Here is a 15,164-nt window from a genome sequence, read left to right on the forward strand (position 1 = left end):
ACTACTCGCCCACGACGAACAGGCCGAGTACCACGCTCAGGAAGGCCGCGATCAGCGAGAGCACCCCCGCGACGGCGGGCTGGACGCCGAGTGCGGCCACGCTCGTGGTGTCCGCGGGCGAGGCGGCGGGGTCGGCGGCGTCACCACCGGCCGCTGCCACGTCGGCGTCGAGCGCGGTCGGCGGCTCGTCTGGAATCGTGTCCAGTCCGGGTGCCTCCTCGGGCACGGTCGGGGCCGCGTCCGTCCGGACGTAGCGGTCGAGCCAGCTCTCCATCCCGGTTCCGGCGACGGCCTCGACCATCGCCACGAAGTCGGCGTAGCTGACGGGGCCGTCGTGGGCGTTCAGCAGTCGCCACACGTCGACGATGCTGCGCTCGCCGTCGGTCGCCAGCCGTATCTCGGCGTCGAGCGCGGCGACCACCCGCTCGCCCTTGTCGTACGGGACGTTCGACGACTCCCCGGTCGAGCGGTCGGCGAGCGTCGCGTCGGCGTGTGCGTCGGTGGTGACGCGCTCGCGGAACCGGTCCACCGACAGTCGGCCGGCGCGGAGCTCGACGACGGCGGTCTGGTACTCGGCCAGCCCCTCCAGCAGCCAGCGCATCGACGGACCGTCGCTGCCGTCGGCGAGCGTGAACGTCTGGCGGACGTGGACGAGTTCGTGGGCGAACACCTCCGTGGAGCCGTGTGCCCAGAGCTCGCGGTCGGGACCACGACGTACGGTCGCCAGCCCACCCGAGCGGATGGCCGCCGGCGGGAGGACGACCGTCGTGGACTCGCCGCGGTCGCCAACCGGGAAGGACTCGTCGGCGGCGGCGAGCAGGTCGAGGATCTCGTCGGTCGGTCGCGCGCCGTCGGCCCGGTCGGGCCTGACGACCCGATAGGTGTGTCCGTCGCGGTGCTCCTCGGTGACCGTGACCGGGCCGACCACCGCGACGTCGTCGCCCGCCCAGCCCTCGACGTCTTCGCCGAGCGCGAGGGTGCGGCTGCTCCCCGGCTGTTCGCCGTAGTACCACCAGTCGAGGGTGGCGAGGCCGACGGCCCGCTCGTGGATAAACGACCACTCCTGCGTCGAGATGGACTCCAGCCCGCCGTTGGCGAAGCGCGTGGCGTCGACGACGTAGGTTATCGAGGCGTCGCCCCGCTGTGCCCACCGGTAGTCGTATCCGTCCTCCGCGTCGTGGAAGCCGGCGACGGACTCGACGCTCGCGCCGTCCGGGACGGCGATGGCGACCCGCGAGACCGACTCCGAGAGTCGGAACTGGGCACGCACGCGAACGCGTCCGTCGGCCGCGTCGACCGGCGACAGCTCGTACCGGACCGACAGTCCGTCGTCGGACGCTCCCCCAACCCCCGACCGTGGCTGCGTCGCCGGTGCGTCGTCCGGACGCGGCGAGGCCGCGCTCGCGTCGACCACCGTGGCCCCCACCAGCGGCGTCGCGACGAGCAGCAGGACGAGCACCGCCGCCACAGACTGTAGTTGGCGGGCGGTTGTCATCTGGTCTCCGCACTCCGTCTGTATCCGGTTCGAAGCGACGGTAACTGTTAACGATTCGGGCCGTAGAGGGCCGCTACCTGCGCTTTTCTTGCAATACTGCACCCGTAATACCAAATCGGGTTGTGCGAGGAACCGGCTCGCGTGCGAGCGTGCTGGCGGTCGTTCGCGGGGCCGGACGACCCATATCGTCGCGGGGCTGGACAGCCCGAAGCCAGTCCGCGCCCTCACGGCAGCTACGGCCGCTCCAGCCGGTCCGTCCCCCGATGCGCAAGCGTTTAGACGCCCGCCCCGCTACACGATTCCATGCCGGACTGTCCACTCGCAGACGACTGCCCCAGTTTTCAGGAGCGGATCTCGGGGATGGGTTGCAACCACTACGGTGACCGCGGTGGCATGGAGTGGTGTGGCCACTACGACCAGCCCATCTCGGACCTGAAGACCCAGCCCGTCAAACGCGGCGAGGAGATCGTCGTCGAGGTCACCGACATCCACGAGTCCGGTGCCGGCGTCGGCCGCACCGAGGACGGCTTCATCGTCATGGTCGATGGCGTCCTCCCCGAGGCCCGTGCGAAGGTGAAGATCACGAAGGTCCACAACAACCACGCCCGCGCCGACGAGGTCGAACGCCTCCCCATGGAGGGCGAGCTCGACGAAGACGACGACGGCGAGGAGAGCGACGCCGACGACGGCGAGGACGAGGGAGAGGAGGACACGAGCAACAGACCGCCCAAGCGCGAACGCCTCGGAAGCCGCGATAACTTCTGGGGCAACTGACGGCGAACCGAACCCGCGTCGTGGCACCTGGACAGTCCACCGACCGGCCTATTCTGTGTCTGAGTTCGCAACCTGAGTTGTAGAGTCGCTCATGTTGTACAGAGACGCAGCCTCACTGAGGTGACCCCGAAGATTCGTGCTCTGGAAAGTGACTCAATAGGTTCGAACAGTCAGAAAGCCCCGAGGTTCTCGACTCCCTGGAGCCGCGCTGCGCTCCTCGTTCCTGCGGTGCTTGCGGGCTCCGGGTTCGCCGAGAACCTCGCCCCTTTCAGTCCCACCCTGCACCTCACGCCTCCCCAGCCTCCTGCGGTGCTCGCTGGCGCTGCGCTCCTCGTCCCTCGCGCGGATGGTCGATAGTCGCTACGCGGACACAGCCCGGGTTTTCCGCCGTCCCTAACGCTTAGTCCTCGGCGCGCGTCCACCGGAACATGGACCTGCATCTCGACGGCGATACGGCACTGGTCACGGCGAGTTCGGCCGGGCTCGGGCTCGCGAGCGCGAAGGCACTCGCCCGCGAGGGCGCGAACGTCACCATCTGCGGCCGGGACGCCGACCGGCTGGCCGAAGCCGAGGCGGAGTTCGAAGGACTGGACGGCGACGTGCTCGCACGACAGCGCGACATCACCGACCCCGACGACATCACGGACCTCGTGGAGACCACGGTCGAGGCCTTCGGCGGGCTGGACCACGTCGTCACCTCCGCCGGCGGGCCACGCTCGGGGCCGTTCCTCGACATGACGGAGAAGGACTTCTACAAGGCGTACGACCTGCTCGTGATGAGCGCGGTCTGGACGCTCAAGGAGGCCCACCCCCACCTCGCCGACGGTGACGGCGGGACCTGGACCGCCATCACCTCCACGAGCGTCCAGGAGGCCATCGACGGGCTCGTGCTCTCGAACGGCGTCCGTCGGGCGGTCGTCGGCGTCGCCAAGACCGTCGCCCGCGAGTGGGCCCCGGACGTGCGCGCGAACGTCGTCCTGCCCGCGGCCCACGAGACCAGCCGCATCGGTGAGCTGGTCGAGCAGTCCCTGGAGCGCGGCGAGTACACCACCTACGAGGAGGGCCTGGAGGACTGGGCCGACGGCATCCCGATGGGCCGCATCGGCGACCCCGACGAGCTCGGCGACGTGGTGGCGTTCCTCGCGTCGGACCGCGCGAGCTTCGTCACCGGGGCGTCGGTGCCGGTCGACGGTGGGCGGCTTCGGAGCTAAAGGGATAACAAACGTGTAGCGGTTCAAAGCGTCGCGGCGTGCTCAGGTTTCGATATGTTCGCCGAAGTCGTCGTACCTTCCGCGCTGGTCTCCCCAGATTCGGTCTATTAGATTTCTGGAATCGACCCGAGCGAACTGTGGATCGTCGACTGTACCGTAGATAACGTAGTTTTCGTCTTCTTCTGATGCTAGTTTGTTGTAGACTTTGGCCTGACTTTGGATTTCTTCGAAGAAGGCGGCATCGTATTCTTCAGTTGTATTCCAGTTTCTCAGCTTTTCTGTAAAGTCTACGAGGTATTCTGTAGTAATTCCGACATCGGTGAGACTTCCAATCTCTATGTCGGTATCAGACCCTGTTGCCATTCCCAGTAGCATTGAAGCTGCTGACTTCTTCCTTTCTTCGAAGTCTAGGCTGTCAGAAAATCCTTCAACTGTGTTCTGCTGGTGGTCGTCTGCGAACCGTAGTGGGTGCCACCAAGCATCATAAGCATCATGATCCTCGTTAAGATAGTTAGAATCTTCAACAAGAGGATGGTACTGAGGCCCATTTTCTTCATCCCATGTTTCTGGACTCCCTATTGTTTCCATGATCCGGAGTTCATTGTTGGTTTGGTCGTATACAAGTCCGTTTCCGTGTGTGCTTCTACTGGCTTCTGGTAGGTCGAACGCCCAGAAATGTGAGTCTATGTTAGTATGGGTATCTAGGCTTTCTTGTAGGGTTGCTGCGTATAGTTCATCGTCTGTTGAGATTGGACCGGAGTCGTTGTAGTTTCTTTGCCACTCAAATAAGTATTTTTGAAGCCAGTTAAGCGCTTCTCCGACCGATTCTGAACTAGAAAATTCGCTATAGTTAAAACTTCCAAAACCATCTTCTTCAGCATTTGGATAAATATACCTTCTTGGATTGTTTTTGGCTTGGTGTTCGATTGTTCCTGGTTCTGATTCTGTTCCGATTGATTCGACGAACTGCGAGCCCTCGTCGTGTTGGATGTTCTCGTAATCGTTGTCGTGCCACCACTCCAGCGCGAGCAGGTCGACCTCCATGTTCCGCCAGCGGTCCTCGGCCGGCTCCGAGAACACGCTGGCCTCCGTGACGACGTCCGTGCCGAACTCCTCGCGGTACTGGTCGAGTTGGTCGGTCGAGATCTCGTCCCGAACGCTCCGGTTCCGTCCCAGAATTAGGTGCAGTCGGTAGTTCCGCAGTCGGTCGGTCGTCGCCGTCGTTTCCTCCGTCGCGGTGGGCGTCGCGGTCTCCGGCCGGGCGCTGGTCGCCGCCGTCCTCGTTCGCTCGGTGGTCTGTGCTGGTTCGTCTGACCCGCCCGTACACCCGGCCAGCAGGCCGACGCCACCTGCACCCAGCGCACTCAGCGCGCGCCGTCGCGTCCACACGGCGTCGCCACCCGAGCACTCCTCGATAGCGTCGGCAGAATCGTTCTCGCCCACTGGAATCTCCTCTCTCGGTCGCTTGTGATTACGAGTTGATATACCTACTCCCCGAACGCTCGACGGGCGTCGCTGGCCGGCGAAGGAATTTAAGAGGTGACGCCCAACGTGGGGGCATGAGCGACACCGCGGACGACCCCGAGTTCGACGGGCGACGGGTCCTGGACAAGGCGAAGACGGGGGCGCTCCGGCGGCGAATGCGCGAGTTCGTCTCGGACCGCAACGAGGCCGACCTGAAGGAACTCCGCCGAGCCGTCCGGGAGGGTGACGACCTGTCCGAGATCGTCCGGGCTGACCGCGACGAGCGGCTGTAGCGGCCATGGAGGTTCTGTTCTTCGATACGTCTGCGCTCGTCAAGCGGTACTACGAGGAACCGGGAACCGAGCTGGTCGACGACCTCGTCGAGGACGACCGCAGGGTGACCATCACCTCGCTTGCCGTCATCGAGACCATCTCGGCGTTCAGACGGAAGTACAACCGCGACCAGATATCGGAGTCCGACACCGACGACCTGCTCGCTGCGTTCTTCAGGGAGGCACTGGACGACTTCGTTATCGTCCCGATGGAAGAGTCGATTCAGCAGTTCTCCTTCGACCTGATACTGGAAGACGACCTCCGCACCCTCGACAGTCTCCAGCTTGCCGCCGCCCTCGCGCTGGATGGGGAGGAGGCGGATGTCGTATTCGTCTCCGCCGATTCGGACCTTGTCGCAGTCGCGAACGACCGTGGACTGCAGACCGTCAATCCGGACGGCTGAACGTCAGAACAGGTTCTCCTCGCGCAACTCCGAAACGACCTCCCGAACCCGCTGGGCCTCTCCTTTCGGCACGACCAGCACCCGGTCGTCGAAGGCGGCGACGACGAGGTCGTCCACGCCGACCAGCGAGACGTGTTTGTCGTCGCTGGCGACGACGTTCCCTGACGCGTCGATGCTGAGTCCGTCGCCGAGCATCGCGTTTCCGCCCTGATTCTCGACGCCGAGGCCCGCATCGGTCAGCCGTTCCAGTGCGTCCCACGCGCCGAGGTCGTCCCAGTCGAACGTCGCCGGGACGACGTAGGCGTCGTCGGTGCGTTCGAGCACGGCGTAGTCCACACTGACGGCCTCGGCGCGGGCGAACCCCTCCGCGGGGTCGTCGGCCGTGGCGATGGGGTCGAGCGGCGTCCCCCGGCACTCCCGGAGGAAGGCGTCGGGCGTCCACGCGAAGATGCCGGCGTTCCAGAGACAGCCGTCGTCGACCAGCTCGCGGGCGGTCTCGGCGTCTGGTTTCTCGCGGAAGGATGCGACAGGCGCGACGCCATCCGCGAGGTCGTCCGCCGGCTCGATGTAGCCGTAGCCGGTCGCCGCTCTGGTCGGCTCGACGCCCATCGTCACCAGCCCGTCCGTCTCGACGGCGACCTGGCAGGCGTGCTCGGCGACGGTGGCGAAGTCGCCGTCGACGTGGTGGTCGCTCGGCACACAGCAGAGGACGGCGTCGTCGACCTGCTCGCGGATTCGCCGGGCGGCGTAGGCGAGTGCGGGACCCGTATCTTTCCCCTCCGGCTCGACCAGCACGCCGGCACGGGGCGCGTGCTCGCGGACCGCCTCGGCGTAGCGCTCGCCGGTGAGCACGTACGCCTCGTCGGCGAAGGCGACGCGGTCGACCGTTCTGGCGAGCAGCGAGCCGTCGCCGACGAAGTCGAGGAACTGCTTCGGGCGGTCAGACCTGCTGGCGGGGTAGAGCCGGGTGCCGGTGCCACCGGCGAGCACCAGCGCGACCGTCGTCACCACGTCTCTATCACTCCCTCGCGGATGTCCTCCAGACAGCCCTGGCAGTCGCGGTTCTCGGCGTCGAAACACGGCGGGACGCCCTGCTCGGAGAGCATGACGGCGCGCCGGTCGGCGTGGCGACGGCAGACGATCTTCGCGCGACCGTACTCGTCGGCGGGGAGCCGGTTCACGGTGCGTCCGGTGGTGAACTGCTCCCGGGACTGCTCGTACTGGCGGCCGGCCGAGCGGATGGCGCGGCGGATGTAGCCGCCGATGCCGTCGTCGCCGGCTCCCCCGTCGGTCACCGGGACCACCGCCCGGCGGCGGGCGTTCGAGCGTGGCGTCGGCGCGGACCGGTTCGCATGGGCATCCGTAGCGGGGCGGGCCACAAAGTCGCGTCGGTCGTCCACCTTCGCCCCCGCCCGAACCGGGCGAGAGGGCCGGTTCACGCCCAGAAACCGTCGTTTCGCACCCAGACACCGATTCCACTTTCACCGCGCTTACCACAGCTTAAATACCATCGCGACCCAACGTCGATACGTCTCCCACTGAACACACGCGGAGACAGAGCCAACCATGACCGATGTGCGACAGCACGCCGAAGACCTACACGAACAGTTCTCCGGACACGCGGACGTGTCCGTCGACGAAATCGAGGAACGACTGGAACGACTGGTCGACGAGTTCAAGGTGCCGATGGACGAGGCAACGCGCAGCGTCCGGAGCCACTACGTCGACGAGACCGGTGTCGACCGCGACGAGCTCGCGGGCGGGTCCAGCCAGGAGGTAGAGCTGGGCGACATCGACCAGGACGAGCAGTGGGTCGACCTGACGGTGAAGGTCACCCAGCTCTGGGAGCCGCGCTCCGATTCCATCGCCCAGGTCGGGCTGGTCGGCGACGAGTCCGGCACCAAGAAGTTCGTCTCGTTCACCACCTCCGAGCTGCCGGAGCTGGAGGAGGGGGCGGTGTACCGCCTCTCGAACGTCGTCACCGACGAGTACGAGGGTCAGTACTCCGTGAAGCTCAACCGGACCACGACCATCGAGGAGTTCGACGAGGAGATCGAGGTCGGCGACGACGACGTCACCATCGAGGGCGCGCTCGTCGACATCCAGTCCGGCTCGGGCCTCATCAAGCGCTGTCCGGAGGAGGACTGCACGCGCGTCCTGCAGAACGGACGCTGTGCGGAACACGGCGAGGTCGAGGGTACCTTCGACCTGCGCATCAAGGCGGTGATCGACGACGGCGTCGACGCCCACGAGGTCATCTTCAACGAGGCCGCGACGGAGGACGTCGCGGACATCTCGCTGGAGGAGGCCAAGGACATGGCCATGGACGCACTCGACACGACTGTCGTCGCCGACGAGATCCGCGACGAGGTCATGGGAGTGTACTACCGCGTGACGGGCCCGACGTTCGGCCGGTACGTGCTGGCCGACGACGTCGAGGAACTGACCGAGCGTCCGGACACCGAGGCGACGCTCATCCGAGCGAGGTCGATGTGACATGAGCCAGGCACCCACCCGCGAGGTCGCAAAGCGCGTCTTCGCACGCGAGTTCAACGACGCGACGTACACGTTCAAGGAGTCCGACGAGGAGCGCGCACCGAACTTCGCGCTCCTGCCGACGGGCGACCGCGCGAACCGCGTGTTCGTCGTCGGCACGCTCACCGAGACCGAGGACATCGGCGACGACTCGGAGTACTGGCGCGGCCGCGTGGTCGACCCCACGGGGACGTTCTTCATCTACGCCGGGCAGTACCAGCCCGAGGCGGCGGCGTTCCTCCGCGATACGGAGCCGCCGGCGTACGTCTCGGTCGTCGGCAAGCCCCGGACGTTCGAGACCGACGACGGCAGCATCAACGTCTCGCTGCGACCCGAGTCCATCACCGCCGTCGACGAGGCGACCCGGGACCGCTGGGTCGTCGAGACGGCCGAGCGAACCCTCGACCGCATCGAGGCGTACGACGACGACACCAACGAGTACGCCGCGATGGCGACCGAGCGCTACGACGCGAGCCTGCTCGACAGTTACCGCGAGGAGGTCCTGACCGCGCTGGAGAGCCTCGACGGCGTCGACGTCGACGAGGAGCCGGAAGCGACGGCCTGAAGGGCCACCCGGCGATGTTTTCCGTCTCGGAAGCGACCGCGAGCTACCGCTCCGTCCCGCGTTCGGTCTCGCGGAGCAGTTCGAGTCGCCGTTCGTACTCCTCGTCGGAGATCGCGCCCTCGGCGTACCGCTGCCGGAGGAGCTCGATTGCGGTCGGGTCGTCGTTCTGCCCCGCGACCCGGTCGACCGTGAACGTCACGCTCGCCACGTCGTCATCGAACACGGTAGGACCTCCAGCGGCCGTGGTGTCGGACCCGAGGAACTGGTCGAGCTCTTCCGGTCGGACCGCCGGTTCGGCCGCGTCGAGACGCTCGATGCCGGCGGCGAGTGCGTCCCGGTCGATTCCGCCGCGTGCGTAGCGGATCGCCAGCTGTTCGACCCGTGGATGTGCGTCGAACTCGCCGTCGAGCTCGAAGAGCCGTTCCAGCCGGTGTTCGTACTCCTCGAGGTCTATCTCCCCGTCCGTGTACCGGGCTTCGAGGACGTCCAGGGGGTCCGCCGCCGCGTGCTCGTCGTCGCCTGCCTGCGCCGACGAGCCGCGGACCGACAGCCAGACGGTGAGACCGACGACCCCGACGACGAGGAACGGCACCAGGAACGGGAGGTACCAGAGCAGGGTCCCGAGGGAACCGCCGCCGAACCCGAACACGAAAAACAGCGGGAGCAGGGTGGTGGCGAGCACGACGAGGACGCTCAGGAGGATGGCACCGACCAGCACTGGCGTCGGACCGGTCCCCGACGGTTCGACGCGTGGCCCATCGGTACCATTCATACCCAACACTCGCTGAAACGAACAAAGAAGATTGTGGTCGGGACGACGCTGCCGTCCGGATTCGGAGCTGACGGTGTCGGTCCGGGCGAACCGACCGAGCACTGCTGCCCCGTCCGGCGGCCAGCGGTACCACCGCACCGAGCGTCTGACGAACGTTCAAGTGGCTGTGTGACAGTTACGGGTAGCATGGGCAACAAGAACAAGACGGTCTCGTTCCGCGTCAACGAGGACGCGTTCGAGACGCTGCAGGAAATCGCCGAGGAGCGCGACATCTCGCTGTCGGCGGTGTTCCGCGACTACGTCGACATGCTCGTCGCTCACGACGGGCAGGTCGCGGTGGTGCCCGAGCACGAGGCACCGGAAGAGAAGTCGGTCGACGAAGGGTGGCCGCCGAAGGTCGAGGTGCCGAAGAGCTTCGTCCGCGAGCACGAACGCCTCGAACTCGAGGCCGACCACCTTCGCGAGCAGCTCGACGAGTACAAGCAGTACGTCACCTACCTCCGCGAGCGCGTCGACGACGGCGGCGAGGAGGACGTCATCCACCTCGAAGATCTGGACGGAGCGGAGGACGACGAGGACGAGCCGTACCAGCTCGGCTAACCGGAGAGCGTCTCCTTCTCGCGCTTCGCGGCCTTCCGGGCCTCCTCGTTGCCCTCGACCCGCGCCAGCTCCTCCATCGCCTCCAGCGTGCGGACCGAGTTGTCGAGGAAGGAGAGCACGTCGCCCTCGTAGGCGTACACCATGTAGTCGTCGCCCATCACGTCGACGATAGCCGACGGGCGAAGGCCCTGTGCGCGGAGTTCGAGCAGGTAGCGGACGAACTTCTCCTCGGGGTGGCCACAGTACGGGCTGTTGTCACAGCCGCAGTCCATGAAGTCCTTCGAGAAGTCGAGGACACGCTCGCGCGTCGTCTCGTCGAGCTTCTCCAGCGCCTCACCACCGTTGAACAGCATGTCCAGCGTCGCCCCCTTGAACACGCCCTTCGGAATGTTCGTGTCGAGCTGGGAGCTCAGCTGCCGGTGGTTCTTGACGTATATCTTGTCCGTGATGGCCACGCTTGACCCACGGTAGCGTCGTGACGGGCAAAAGCGTCGCGGTTCCGACCGTGACACCGCATGACGGAGCCCCCACCGAGTCGTAACGTATTTGAGTTCGACCCGGGTACGTTCTGGTGCGTGTCCGGGTTAGGGTAGTGGACTATCCTTCAGCCTTGTGGAGGCTGAGACGCGGGTTCGATTCTCGCACCCGGACCTTCTCGCGACGAACGGACGTGAGGAGCGGTAGGTCCGTCGTAAGGGAATCGAACCCTGCCAGTCGCGCGCAGCGGAGCGAGCACGTCTGGCTTCGGTTCGATTCTCGCACCCGGACCTTTTCACGACGACCGCAGGGAGGAGTGACAAGGCCGAAAGGCGAGAACCGAACCTCACTCGCAGCCTCGCGGTGCTCGGCTACGAGGGCGAGGCACACCGTGACTACGCCGCCCCGTCGTTTCTGGTCGCTCTCGCCTGCGTCGCCGTGCAGATGAGCCACACGGAGGCCGAACGAGAGGCGAACGCGGGGCCGCAGGAACCGAAGACGGCGGAAGGAAGGAACGGAAGTTGAAGAAACGGAAGGAGGAGGTGGAGAAGCCCGCTCACGGCGCGGACGGTGGCGGCGGCTGACAGGGTTCACCAGCGGCAGGTCACGTCTCCCGGACGGACGTCCGGCGGCTCGGCTCGACCGAGCCGGTCTCCTGAACCACGTCGAAGGCGGTCATGAGGTCCGACCGTGAGATGAGGCCGACGAGGTCCTCGCCACGGACGACGAGCAGGCGGCCGACGCCCTCGGACTGCATCGTCTGGAGGGCCTCCATCGCGTCGGCCTCCGGGGGGATGGTGTGAAGCTCCCGGGTCATGATCTCCTCGACGGTGTAGGCGTCGCGCTCGACGGTTTTGACGCCGCGAGCGTCCTCCAGCGTGACGAGGCCGACGAGGTCGCCGTCGGTCATGACCGGGTAGCCGGTGTGGCGCTCGGAGAACATCCGCGACATCAGCTCCGAGACGCTGGTGTCGGGCGTGACGGTGTGCAGGTCGGGGGCGGGCGTCATCACGTCCCGCACCGTCACACCCTCGAAGGCGGCCTTCATCACGACCTGCTGGGCCTCGGAGGATGCGCCGATGTAGATGAAGAAGGCGATACCGATGAGCAGCCACTGGAAGTTGAGCAGGCCGAACAGCCCGAGCAGGAGCGCGAACACCTTCCCGACCTCGGCGGCCATCTGCGTCGCCTTCGCGTACGGTCGGGTGCGGGCGAGCAGCGCACGCAGGACCCGGCCACCGTCCATCGGGAAGCCGGGCAGCATGTTGAACAGGGCGAGCGCGACGTTCATCAGCGCGAGGTAGCCGAGGACGAACCGTGCCGACGGCAGGCCCGTTGGAACGGCCAGGAACGCGCCGTAGGAGAGACCGCCGACGGCGATGGAGACGACCGGCCCGGCGATGGCGATCTGGAGCTCCTGCTTCCAGTCCTCGGGCATCTCCGAGAGCGAGGCGATGCCGCCGAAGATCCAGAGCGTGATGGAGTCGATGGGGAACCCGTAGCGCATCGCGACGACCGAGTGCCCGAGCTCGTGGAGCACGACGCCGACGAACAGGCCGATGGCGACCGCGAACCCGAGCACCCACGGCATCCAGCCGGCCAGCAGTGGGTCGACCGGCAGGTTCGCCCCCATCGTCTGGTTGAGCAGGTCCGTCACCGAGCGCACCTGCTGCTGGATGAGGAACGCAAAGAGCGGTAGCACCAGCAGGAACGTCAGGTCCAGCTTGATGGGGATGCCGAACACCGACCCGATCCTGAAGCTTCGCATGCTACGGAGTAGCCGCCGACCACTCTTAAATTGGGGGACGATAACCGTCGGCCGGCGGGTCGGAACCGGTTAAGTGCCCCTCGGCCGTACCGTCGTGCATGTCCGACCCGACAGCCGTGCTCCGCCGCAGCGATGACGTCTCGTACGAACCAGTCGACGCCGCCGAGGGGCTGTCGAAGGGTGTGCTTATCGACGCCGACGACGGTGCTCCAAACTTCGCCATCCGACGGTTCACCCTCGACGCCGGGGGCGAGGTGCCCAGGCACACGAACGCGGTCGAGCACGAGCAGTACGTGCTCGAAGGCGAGTACGTGGTGGGAATCGACGACGAGGAGTACACCGTCTCGGCCGGCGACTCGCTCCTCATCCCGGCCGGCGTCGTCCACTGGTACCGCAACGAGGGCGACGGGCAGGGGGCGTTCCTCTGTGCGGTGCCCAACGGCGACGACGAGATACAGCTGCAGGAGTAGGGGCGACGGAACCGAACGGCCACACCGCCCTCCCGCAGACCGTTCCGAACCCCTGAAATACCCCGCTCTCGTACCGAATCGCGTGTCACGACAGGTCCAGCGCGTCGACACCCTGTTCCTCCACGAGGCCGGCAGGAACTACCTCGCGGTCGTCGAGCGCGACGGCGAGCGGGTCTTCCGTTCGAAGCTCGAGCTCAAGGAGACGAGCGCGGGTCCCCGACCCGGCAAGTTCCGGGTCGTCCGCGACTCCAGCGAGGAGCCACGCAGCCCCGAGGAGTTCGTCGAGATCGCGAGACGCGCCGGCCGAATCCGCATCTCCGAACAGACCTCCACCCGGGCTCGCGAGGAGCTCCAGGCGATGCTCGACGGCTACCAGCTCGACGCGAAGGTCGTCCGGACCTGCCGCTACTGCGCCTCCGCCGGCCGCTACTCCCCGGTCACGACCGACACCGCGGTCAGGTCGGGCGACGACTGGATCTGCACCGACTGCGCCCGCCGCGAGCTCGAACAGGAGCTCGCGTTCCACGGCGAGTTCACGAGCGCCGCGAAGGAGCGCCTGGAGGAGCTGCTGCTCGACGTGCAGGACATCGAACGCATCAAGAACCTGCTCAAGGGCGAGCTCGACCCGGACCTGACGAAGTTCGACGAGATATCGGCGACGACGGACGACATCGACCTCGTCCCCGTCGACGGCCTCGACCTGCATCCGGAGCTGCAGGGGCTGCTCGAACAGCGGTTCGACACCCTGCTGCCCGTCCAGAGCCTCGCCGTCGAGAACGGCCTGTTCGGCGAGCGAAACGGCGATGGCCCGCGGGGGATGGGCGACGACCAGCTCGTCGTCAGCGCGACGGCGACCGGGAAGACGCTCATCGGCGAGCTGGCCGGCCTGCAGAACGTCCTCGACGGGAAGGGGAAGATGCTCTTCCTCGTCCCGCTGGTCGCGCTCGCCAACCAGAAGCACGAGGACTTCGCGGACGAGTACGGCGACCTCGTCGACGTCACCATCCGGGTCGGGGCGAGCCGCGTCAACGACTCCGGCTCGCGCTTCGACCCCTCCGCCGACGTCATCGTCGGCACCTACGAGGGCATCGACCACGCGCTGCGGACCGGCAAGGACCTCGGCGACATCGGCACCGTGGTCATCGACGAGGTCCACACGCTCAAGGAGGAGGGCCGAGGGCACCGCCTCGACGGGCTCATCTCCCGGCTGAAGCACTACAGCGAGCAGCGTCAGAAACGCCGCCAGGGATACGACGGCGCGCAGTGGGTGTACCTCTCCGCGACCGTCGGCAACCCCACCGAACTCGCCCGGGGGCTCCGCGCGAAGCTCATCGAGTTCGAGGAGCGACCCGTCCCTATCGAGCGCCACGTCACCTTCGCCGACGGCCGCGAGAAGCCCAGAATCATCAACCGGCTCGTGAAACGCGAGTTCGACCGCGAGTCCTCGAAGGGCTACCGCGGGCAGACCATCGTCTTCACCAACTCGCGGCGGCGCTGTCACGAGATCTCCCGCAAGCTGGAGTACAGCGCCGCGCCCTACCACGCCGGGCTGGACTACGGCCGCCGGAAGAAGGTCGAGCGCATGTTCGGCGACCAGGAGATCTCCGCGGTCGTCACCACGGCCGCGCTGGCGGCGGGCGTCGACTTCCCCGCCTCGCAGGTCATCTTCGACTCGCTCGCCATGGGCATCGAGTGGCTTTCGGTGCAGGAGTTCAGCCAGATGCTCGGGCGGGCGGGCCGCCCGGACTACCACGACCGCGGGAAGGTGTACATGCTCGTCGAGCCCGAGTGCACCTACCACAACTCCATGGAGATGTCCGAGGACGAGGTCGCGTTCAAGCTGCTCAAGGGCGAGATGGAGCCCGTCATCACCCGGTACGACGAGGACGCCGCCGTCGAGGAGACGCTGGCCAACGTGGCGGTCGCCGGGAAGTCCGCGAAGGCGCTCAACGACCGGATGCTCGGCGACATCCCCACGAAACACGCCATCGGCAAGCTGCTGGAGTACGGCTTCATCGACGGCTTCGAGCCGACGCCGCTCGGGCGGGTCGTGTGCGAGCACTTCCTGACGCCCGGCGACGCCTTCGCGATTCTGGACGGGATTCGCAAGGAGAAGCACCCGTACCAGGTCGTCGCCGACCTGGAGCTGCGCGAGACGGAGCTGTGAGGTTGCGTTTCTGTTGACCGACACGTTCCCGTGAGTGCTGTTGCTGGTGACTCGAACAGCCAGAAAGCCCCGCTTGTCCGGGGATAGCACGCCGACTCCAACAACCTGAAAGCCCCGACGTGCTCGTCGG

16 protein-coding genes and 1 tRNA gene are annotated in these 15,164 nt (G+C 66.5%); 10 read left to right on the plus strand and 7 right to left on the minus strand.

Annotated features, from left to right (window positions below; translation table 11 throughout):
* Position 1 precedes the first annotated feature (1 nt).
* Positions 2–1,495, minus strand: coding sequence for a M61 metallopeptidase family protein (locus NOW55_RS14340; RefSeq protein ID WP_256400800.1), 1,494 nt, complete (start codon positions 1,493–1,495; stop codon positions 2–4).
* Between the two features lie 303 nt (positions 1,496–1,798).
* Here NOW55_RS14340 and NOW55_RS14345 point away from each other — a divergent pair, with 303 nt between their 5' ends.
* Together NOW55_RS14345 and NOW55_RS14350 are read left to right on the plus strand one after the other, a co-directional pair.
* Complete coding sequence (locus tag NOW55_RS14345; protein WP_256400801.1) at positions 1,799–2,269, plus strand: TRAM domain-containing protein; 471 nt, start codon at positions 1,799–1,801, stop codon at positions 2,267–2,269.
* 428 nt (positions 2,270–2,697) lie between these two features.
* Entirely contained in the window at positions 2,698–3,480 is a 783-nt protein-coding gene (locus NOW55_RS14350) for an SDR family oxidoreductase (protein WP_256400802.1), read from the plus strand.
* A gap of 42 nt (positions 3,481–3,522) precedes the next feature.
* On the opposite strand, the gene NOW55_RS14355 is transcribed toward NOW55_RS14350, so the two are convergent.
* The gene (locus NOW55_RS14355; RefSeq protein ID WP_256400803.1) at positions 3,523–4,923 is read right to left on the minus strand and encodes a hypothetical protein; all 1,401 of its coding nucleotides are present in this window, start codon (positions 4,921–4,923) and stop codon (positions 3,523–3,525) included.
* 116 nt (positions 4,924–5,039) lie between these two features.
* On the opposite strand from NOW55_RS14355, the gene NOW55_RS14360 reads away from it, so the two are divergent.
* Both NOW55_RS14360 and NOW55_RS14365 read left to right on the plus strand, forming a co-directional pair.
* The gene (locus NOW55_RS14360; protein WP_256400804.1) at positions 5,040–5,237 is read left to right on the plus strand and encodes a hypothetical protein; all 198 of its coding nucleotides are present in this window, start codon (positions 5,040–5,042) and stop codon (positions 5,235–5,237) included.
* Between the two features lie 5 nt (positions 5,238–5,242).
* Complete coding sequence (locus tag NOW55_RS14365) at positions 5,243–5,680, plus strand: type II toxin-antitoxin system VapC family toxin (RefSeq protein WP_256400805.1); 438 nt, start codon at positions 5,243–5,245, stop codon at positions 5,678–5,680.
* Positions 5,681–5,683: 3 nt separating this feature from the next.
* Here NOW55_RS14365 and NOW55_RS14370 read toward each other — a convergent pair whose 3' ends face one another.
* A complete protein-coding gene (locus tag NOW55_RS14370) occupies positions 5,684–6,691 on the minus strand; it encodes a mannose-1-phosphate guanylyltransferase (RefSeq protein ID WP_256400806.1) in 1,008 nt (335 codons plus the stop codon).
* Positions 6,685–6,975: a DUF7091 family protein gene (locus NOW55_RS14375; protein WP_256400807.1), complete on the minus strand. Its 291-nt coding sequence runs from the start codon at positions 6,973–6,975 to the stop codon at positions 6,685–6,687. The genes NOW55_RS14370 and NOW55_RS14375 overlap by 7 nt, the downstream gene beginning before the upstream one ends.
* A gap of 271 nt (positions 6,976–7,246) precedes the next feature.
* Between NOW55_RS14375 and NOW55_RS14380 the strand changes: the two genes are divergently transcribed.
* Together NOW55_RS14380 and NOW55_RS14385 are read left to right on the plus strand one after the other, a co-directional pair.
* Positions 7,247–8,176, plus strand: coding sequence for a replication factor A (locus NOW55_RS14380; protein WP_256400808.1), 930 nt, complete (start codon positions 7,247–7,249; stop codon positions 8,174–8,176).
* Position 8,177: 1 nt separating this feature from the next.
* Positions 8,178–8,780 (plus strand): RPA family protein, encoded by a 603-nt coding sequence (locus tag NOW55_RS14385; RefSeq protein ID WP_256400809.1) that lies wholly within the window; start codon positions 8,178–8,180, stop codon positions 8,778–8,780.
* A 43-nt stretch (positions 8,781–8,823) separates the two neighbouring features.
* Here NOW55_RS14385 and NOW55_RS14390 read toward each other — a convergent pair whose 3' ends face one another.
* The gene (locus NOW55_RS14390; RefSeq protein ID WP_256400810.1) at positions 8,824–9,552 is read right to left on the minus strand and encodes an SHOCT domain-containing protein; all 729 of its coding nucleotides are present in this window, start codon (positions 9,550–9,552) and stop codon (positions 8,824–8,826) included.
* A gap of 186 nt (positions 9,553–9,738) precedes the next feature.
* Between NOW55_RS14390 and NOW55_RS14395 the strand changes: the two genes are divergently transcribed.
* Positions 9,739–10,152: a DUF8146 domain-containing protein gene (locus NOW55_RS14395; RefSeq protein ID WP_256400811.1), complete on the plus strand. Its 414-nt coding sequence runs from the start codon at positions 9,739–9,741 to the stop codon at positions 10,150–10,152.
* Here NOW55_RS14395 and NOW55_RS14400 read toward each other — a convergent pair.
* A complete protein-coding gene (locus tag NOW55_RS14400) occupies positions 10,149–10,607 on the minus strand; it encodes a DUF5814 domain-containing protein (RefSeq protein WP_256400812.1) in 459 nt (152 codons plus the stop codon). The two genes, NOW55_RS14395 and NOW55_RS14400, sit on opposite strands and share 4 nt — an antisense overlap.
* Positions 10,608–10,730: 123 nt before the next feature.
* Here NOW55_RS14400 and NOW55_RS14405 point away from each other — a divergent pair.
* A tRNA-His gene (locus NOW55_RS14405) sits at positions 10,731–10,803 on the plus strand.
* Positions 10,804–11,233: 430 nt separating this feature from the next.
* Here NOW55_RS14405 and NOW55_RS14410 read toward each other — a convergent pair.
* Entirely contained in the window at positions 11,234–12,397 is a 1,164-nt protein-coding gene (locus NOW55_RS14410) for a CBS domain-containing protein (RefSeq protein WP_256400813.1), read from the minus strand.
* Between the two features lie 98 nt (positions 12,398–12,495).
* Here NOW55_RS14410 and NOW55_RS14415 point away from each other — a divergent pair, with 98 nt between their 5' ends.
* Both NOW55_RS14415 and NOW55_RS14420 read left to right on the plus strand, forming a co-directional pair.
* The gene (locus tag NOW55_RS14415; RefSeq protein ID WP_256400814.1) at positions 12,496–12,867 is read left to right on the plus strand and encodes a cupin domain-containing protein; all 372 of its coding nucleotides are present in this window, start codon (positions 12,496–12,498) and stop codon (positions 12,865–12,867) included.
* Positions 12,868–12,949: 82 nt separating this feature from the next.
* On the plus strand, positions 12,950–15,034 hold the full coding sequence (locus NOW55_RS14420) for a DEAD/DEAH box helicase (RefSeq protein ID WP_256400815.1): 2,085 nt from the start codon (positions 12,950–12,952) through the stop codon (positions 15,032–15,034).
* Positions 15,035–15,164 lie beyond the last annotated feature (130 nt).

The organism is Haloarchaeobius litoreus (assembly GCF_024495425.1).
GTDB classification, from domain to species: domain Archaea; phylum Halobacteriota; class Halobacteria; order Halobacteriales; family Natrialbaceae; genus Haloarchaeobius; species Haloarchaeobius litoreus.

Excerpts from the sequence above, each read along its gene's own strand:
- NOW55_RS14340 (WP_256400800.1), bottom strand. The coding sequence starts at position 1,495 with ATGACAACCGCCCGCCAACTACAGTCTGTGGCGGCGGTGCTCGTCCTG.
- NOW55_RS14380 (WP_256400808.1), top strand. The coding sequence starts at position 7,247 with ATGACCGATGTGCGACAGCACGCCGAAGACCTACACGAACAGTTCTCC.
- NOW55_RS14345 (WP_256400801.1), top strand. The coding sequence starts at position 1,799 with ATGCCGGACTGTCCACTCGCAGACGACTGCCCCAGTTTTCAGGAGCGG.
- NOW55_RS14410 (WP_256400813.1), bottom strand. The coding sequence starts at position 12,397 with ATGCGAAGCTTCAGGATCGGGTCGGTGTTCGGCATCCCCATCAAGCTG.
- NOW55_RS14415 (WP_256400814.1), top strand. The coding sequence starts at position 12,496 with ATGTCCGACCCGACAGCCGTGCTCCGCCGCAGCGATGACGTCTCGTAC.
- NOW55_RS14350 (WP_256400802.1), top strand. The coding sequence starts at position 2,698 with ATGGACCTGCATCTCGACGGCGATACGGCACTGGTCACGGCGAGTTCG.
- NOW55_RS14365 (WP_256400805.1), top strand. The coding sequence starts at position 5,243 with ATGGAGGTTCTGTTCTTCGATACGTCTGCGCTCGTCAAGCGGTACTAC.
- NOW55_RS14395 (WP_256400811.1), top strand. The coding sequence starts at position 9,739 with ATGGGCAACAAGAACAAGACGGTCTCGTTCCGCGTCAACGAGGACGCG.
- NOW55_RS14360 (WP_256400804.1), top strand. The coding sequence starts at position 5,040 with ATGAGCGACACCGCGGACGACCCCGAGTTCGACGGGCGACGGGTCCTG.
- NOW55_RS14385 (WP_256400809.1), top strand. The coding sequence starts at position 8,178 with ATGAGCCAGGCACCCACCCGCGAGGTCGCAAAGCGCGTCTTCGCACGC.
- NOW55_RS14390 (WP_256400810.1), bottom strand. The coding sequence starts at position 9,552 with ATGAATGGTACCGATGGGCCACGCGTCGAACCGTCGGGGACCGGTCCG.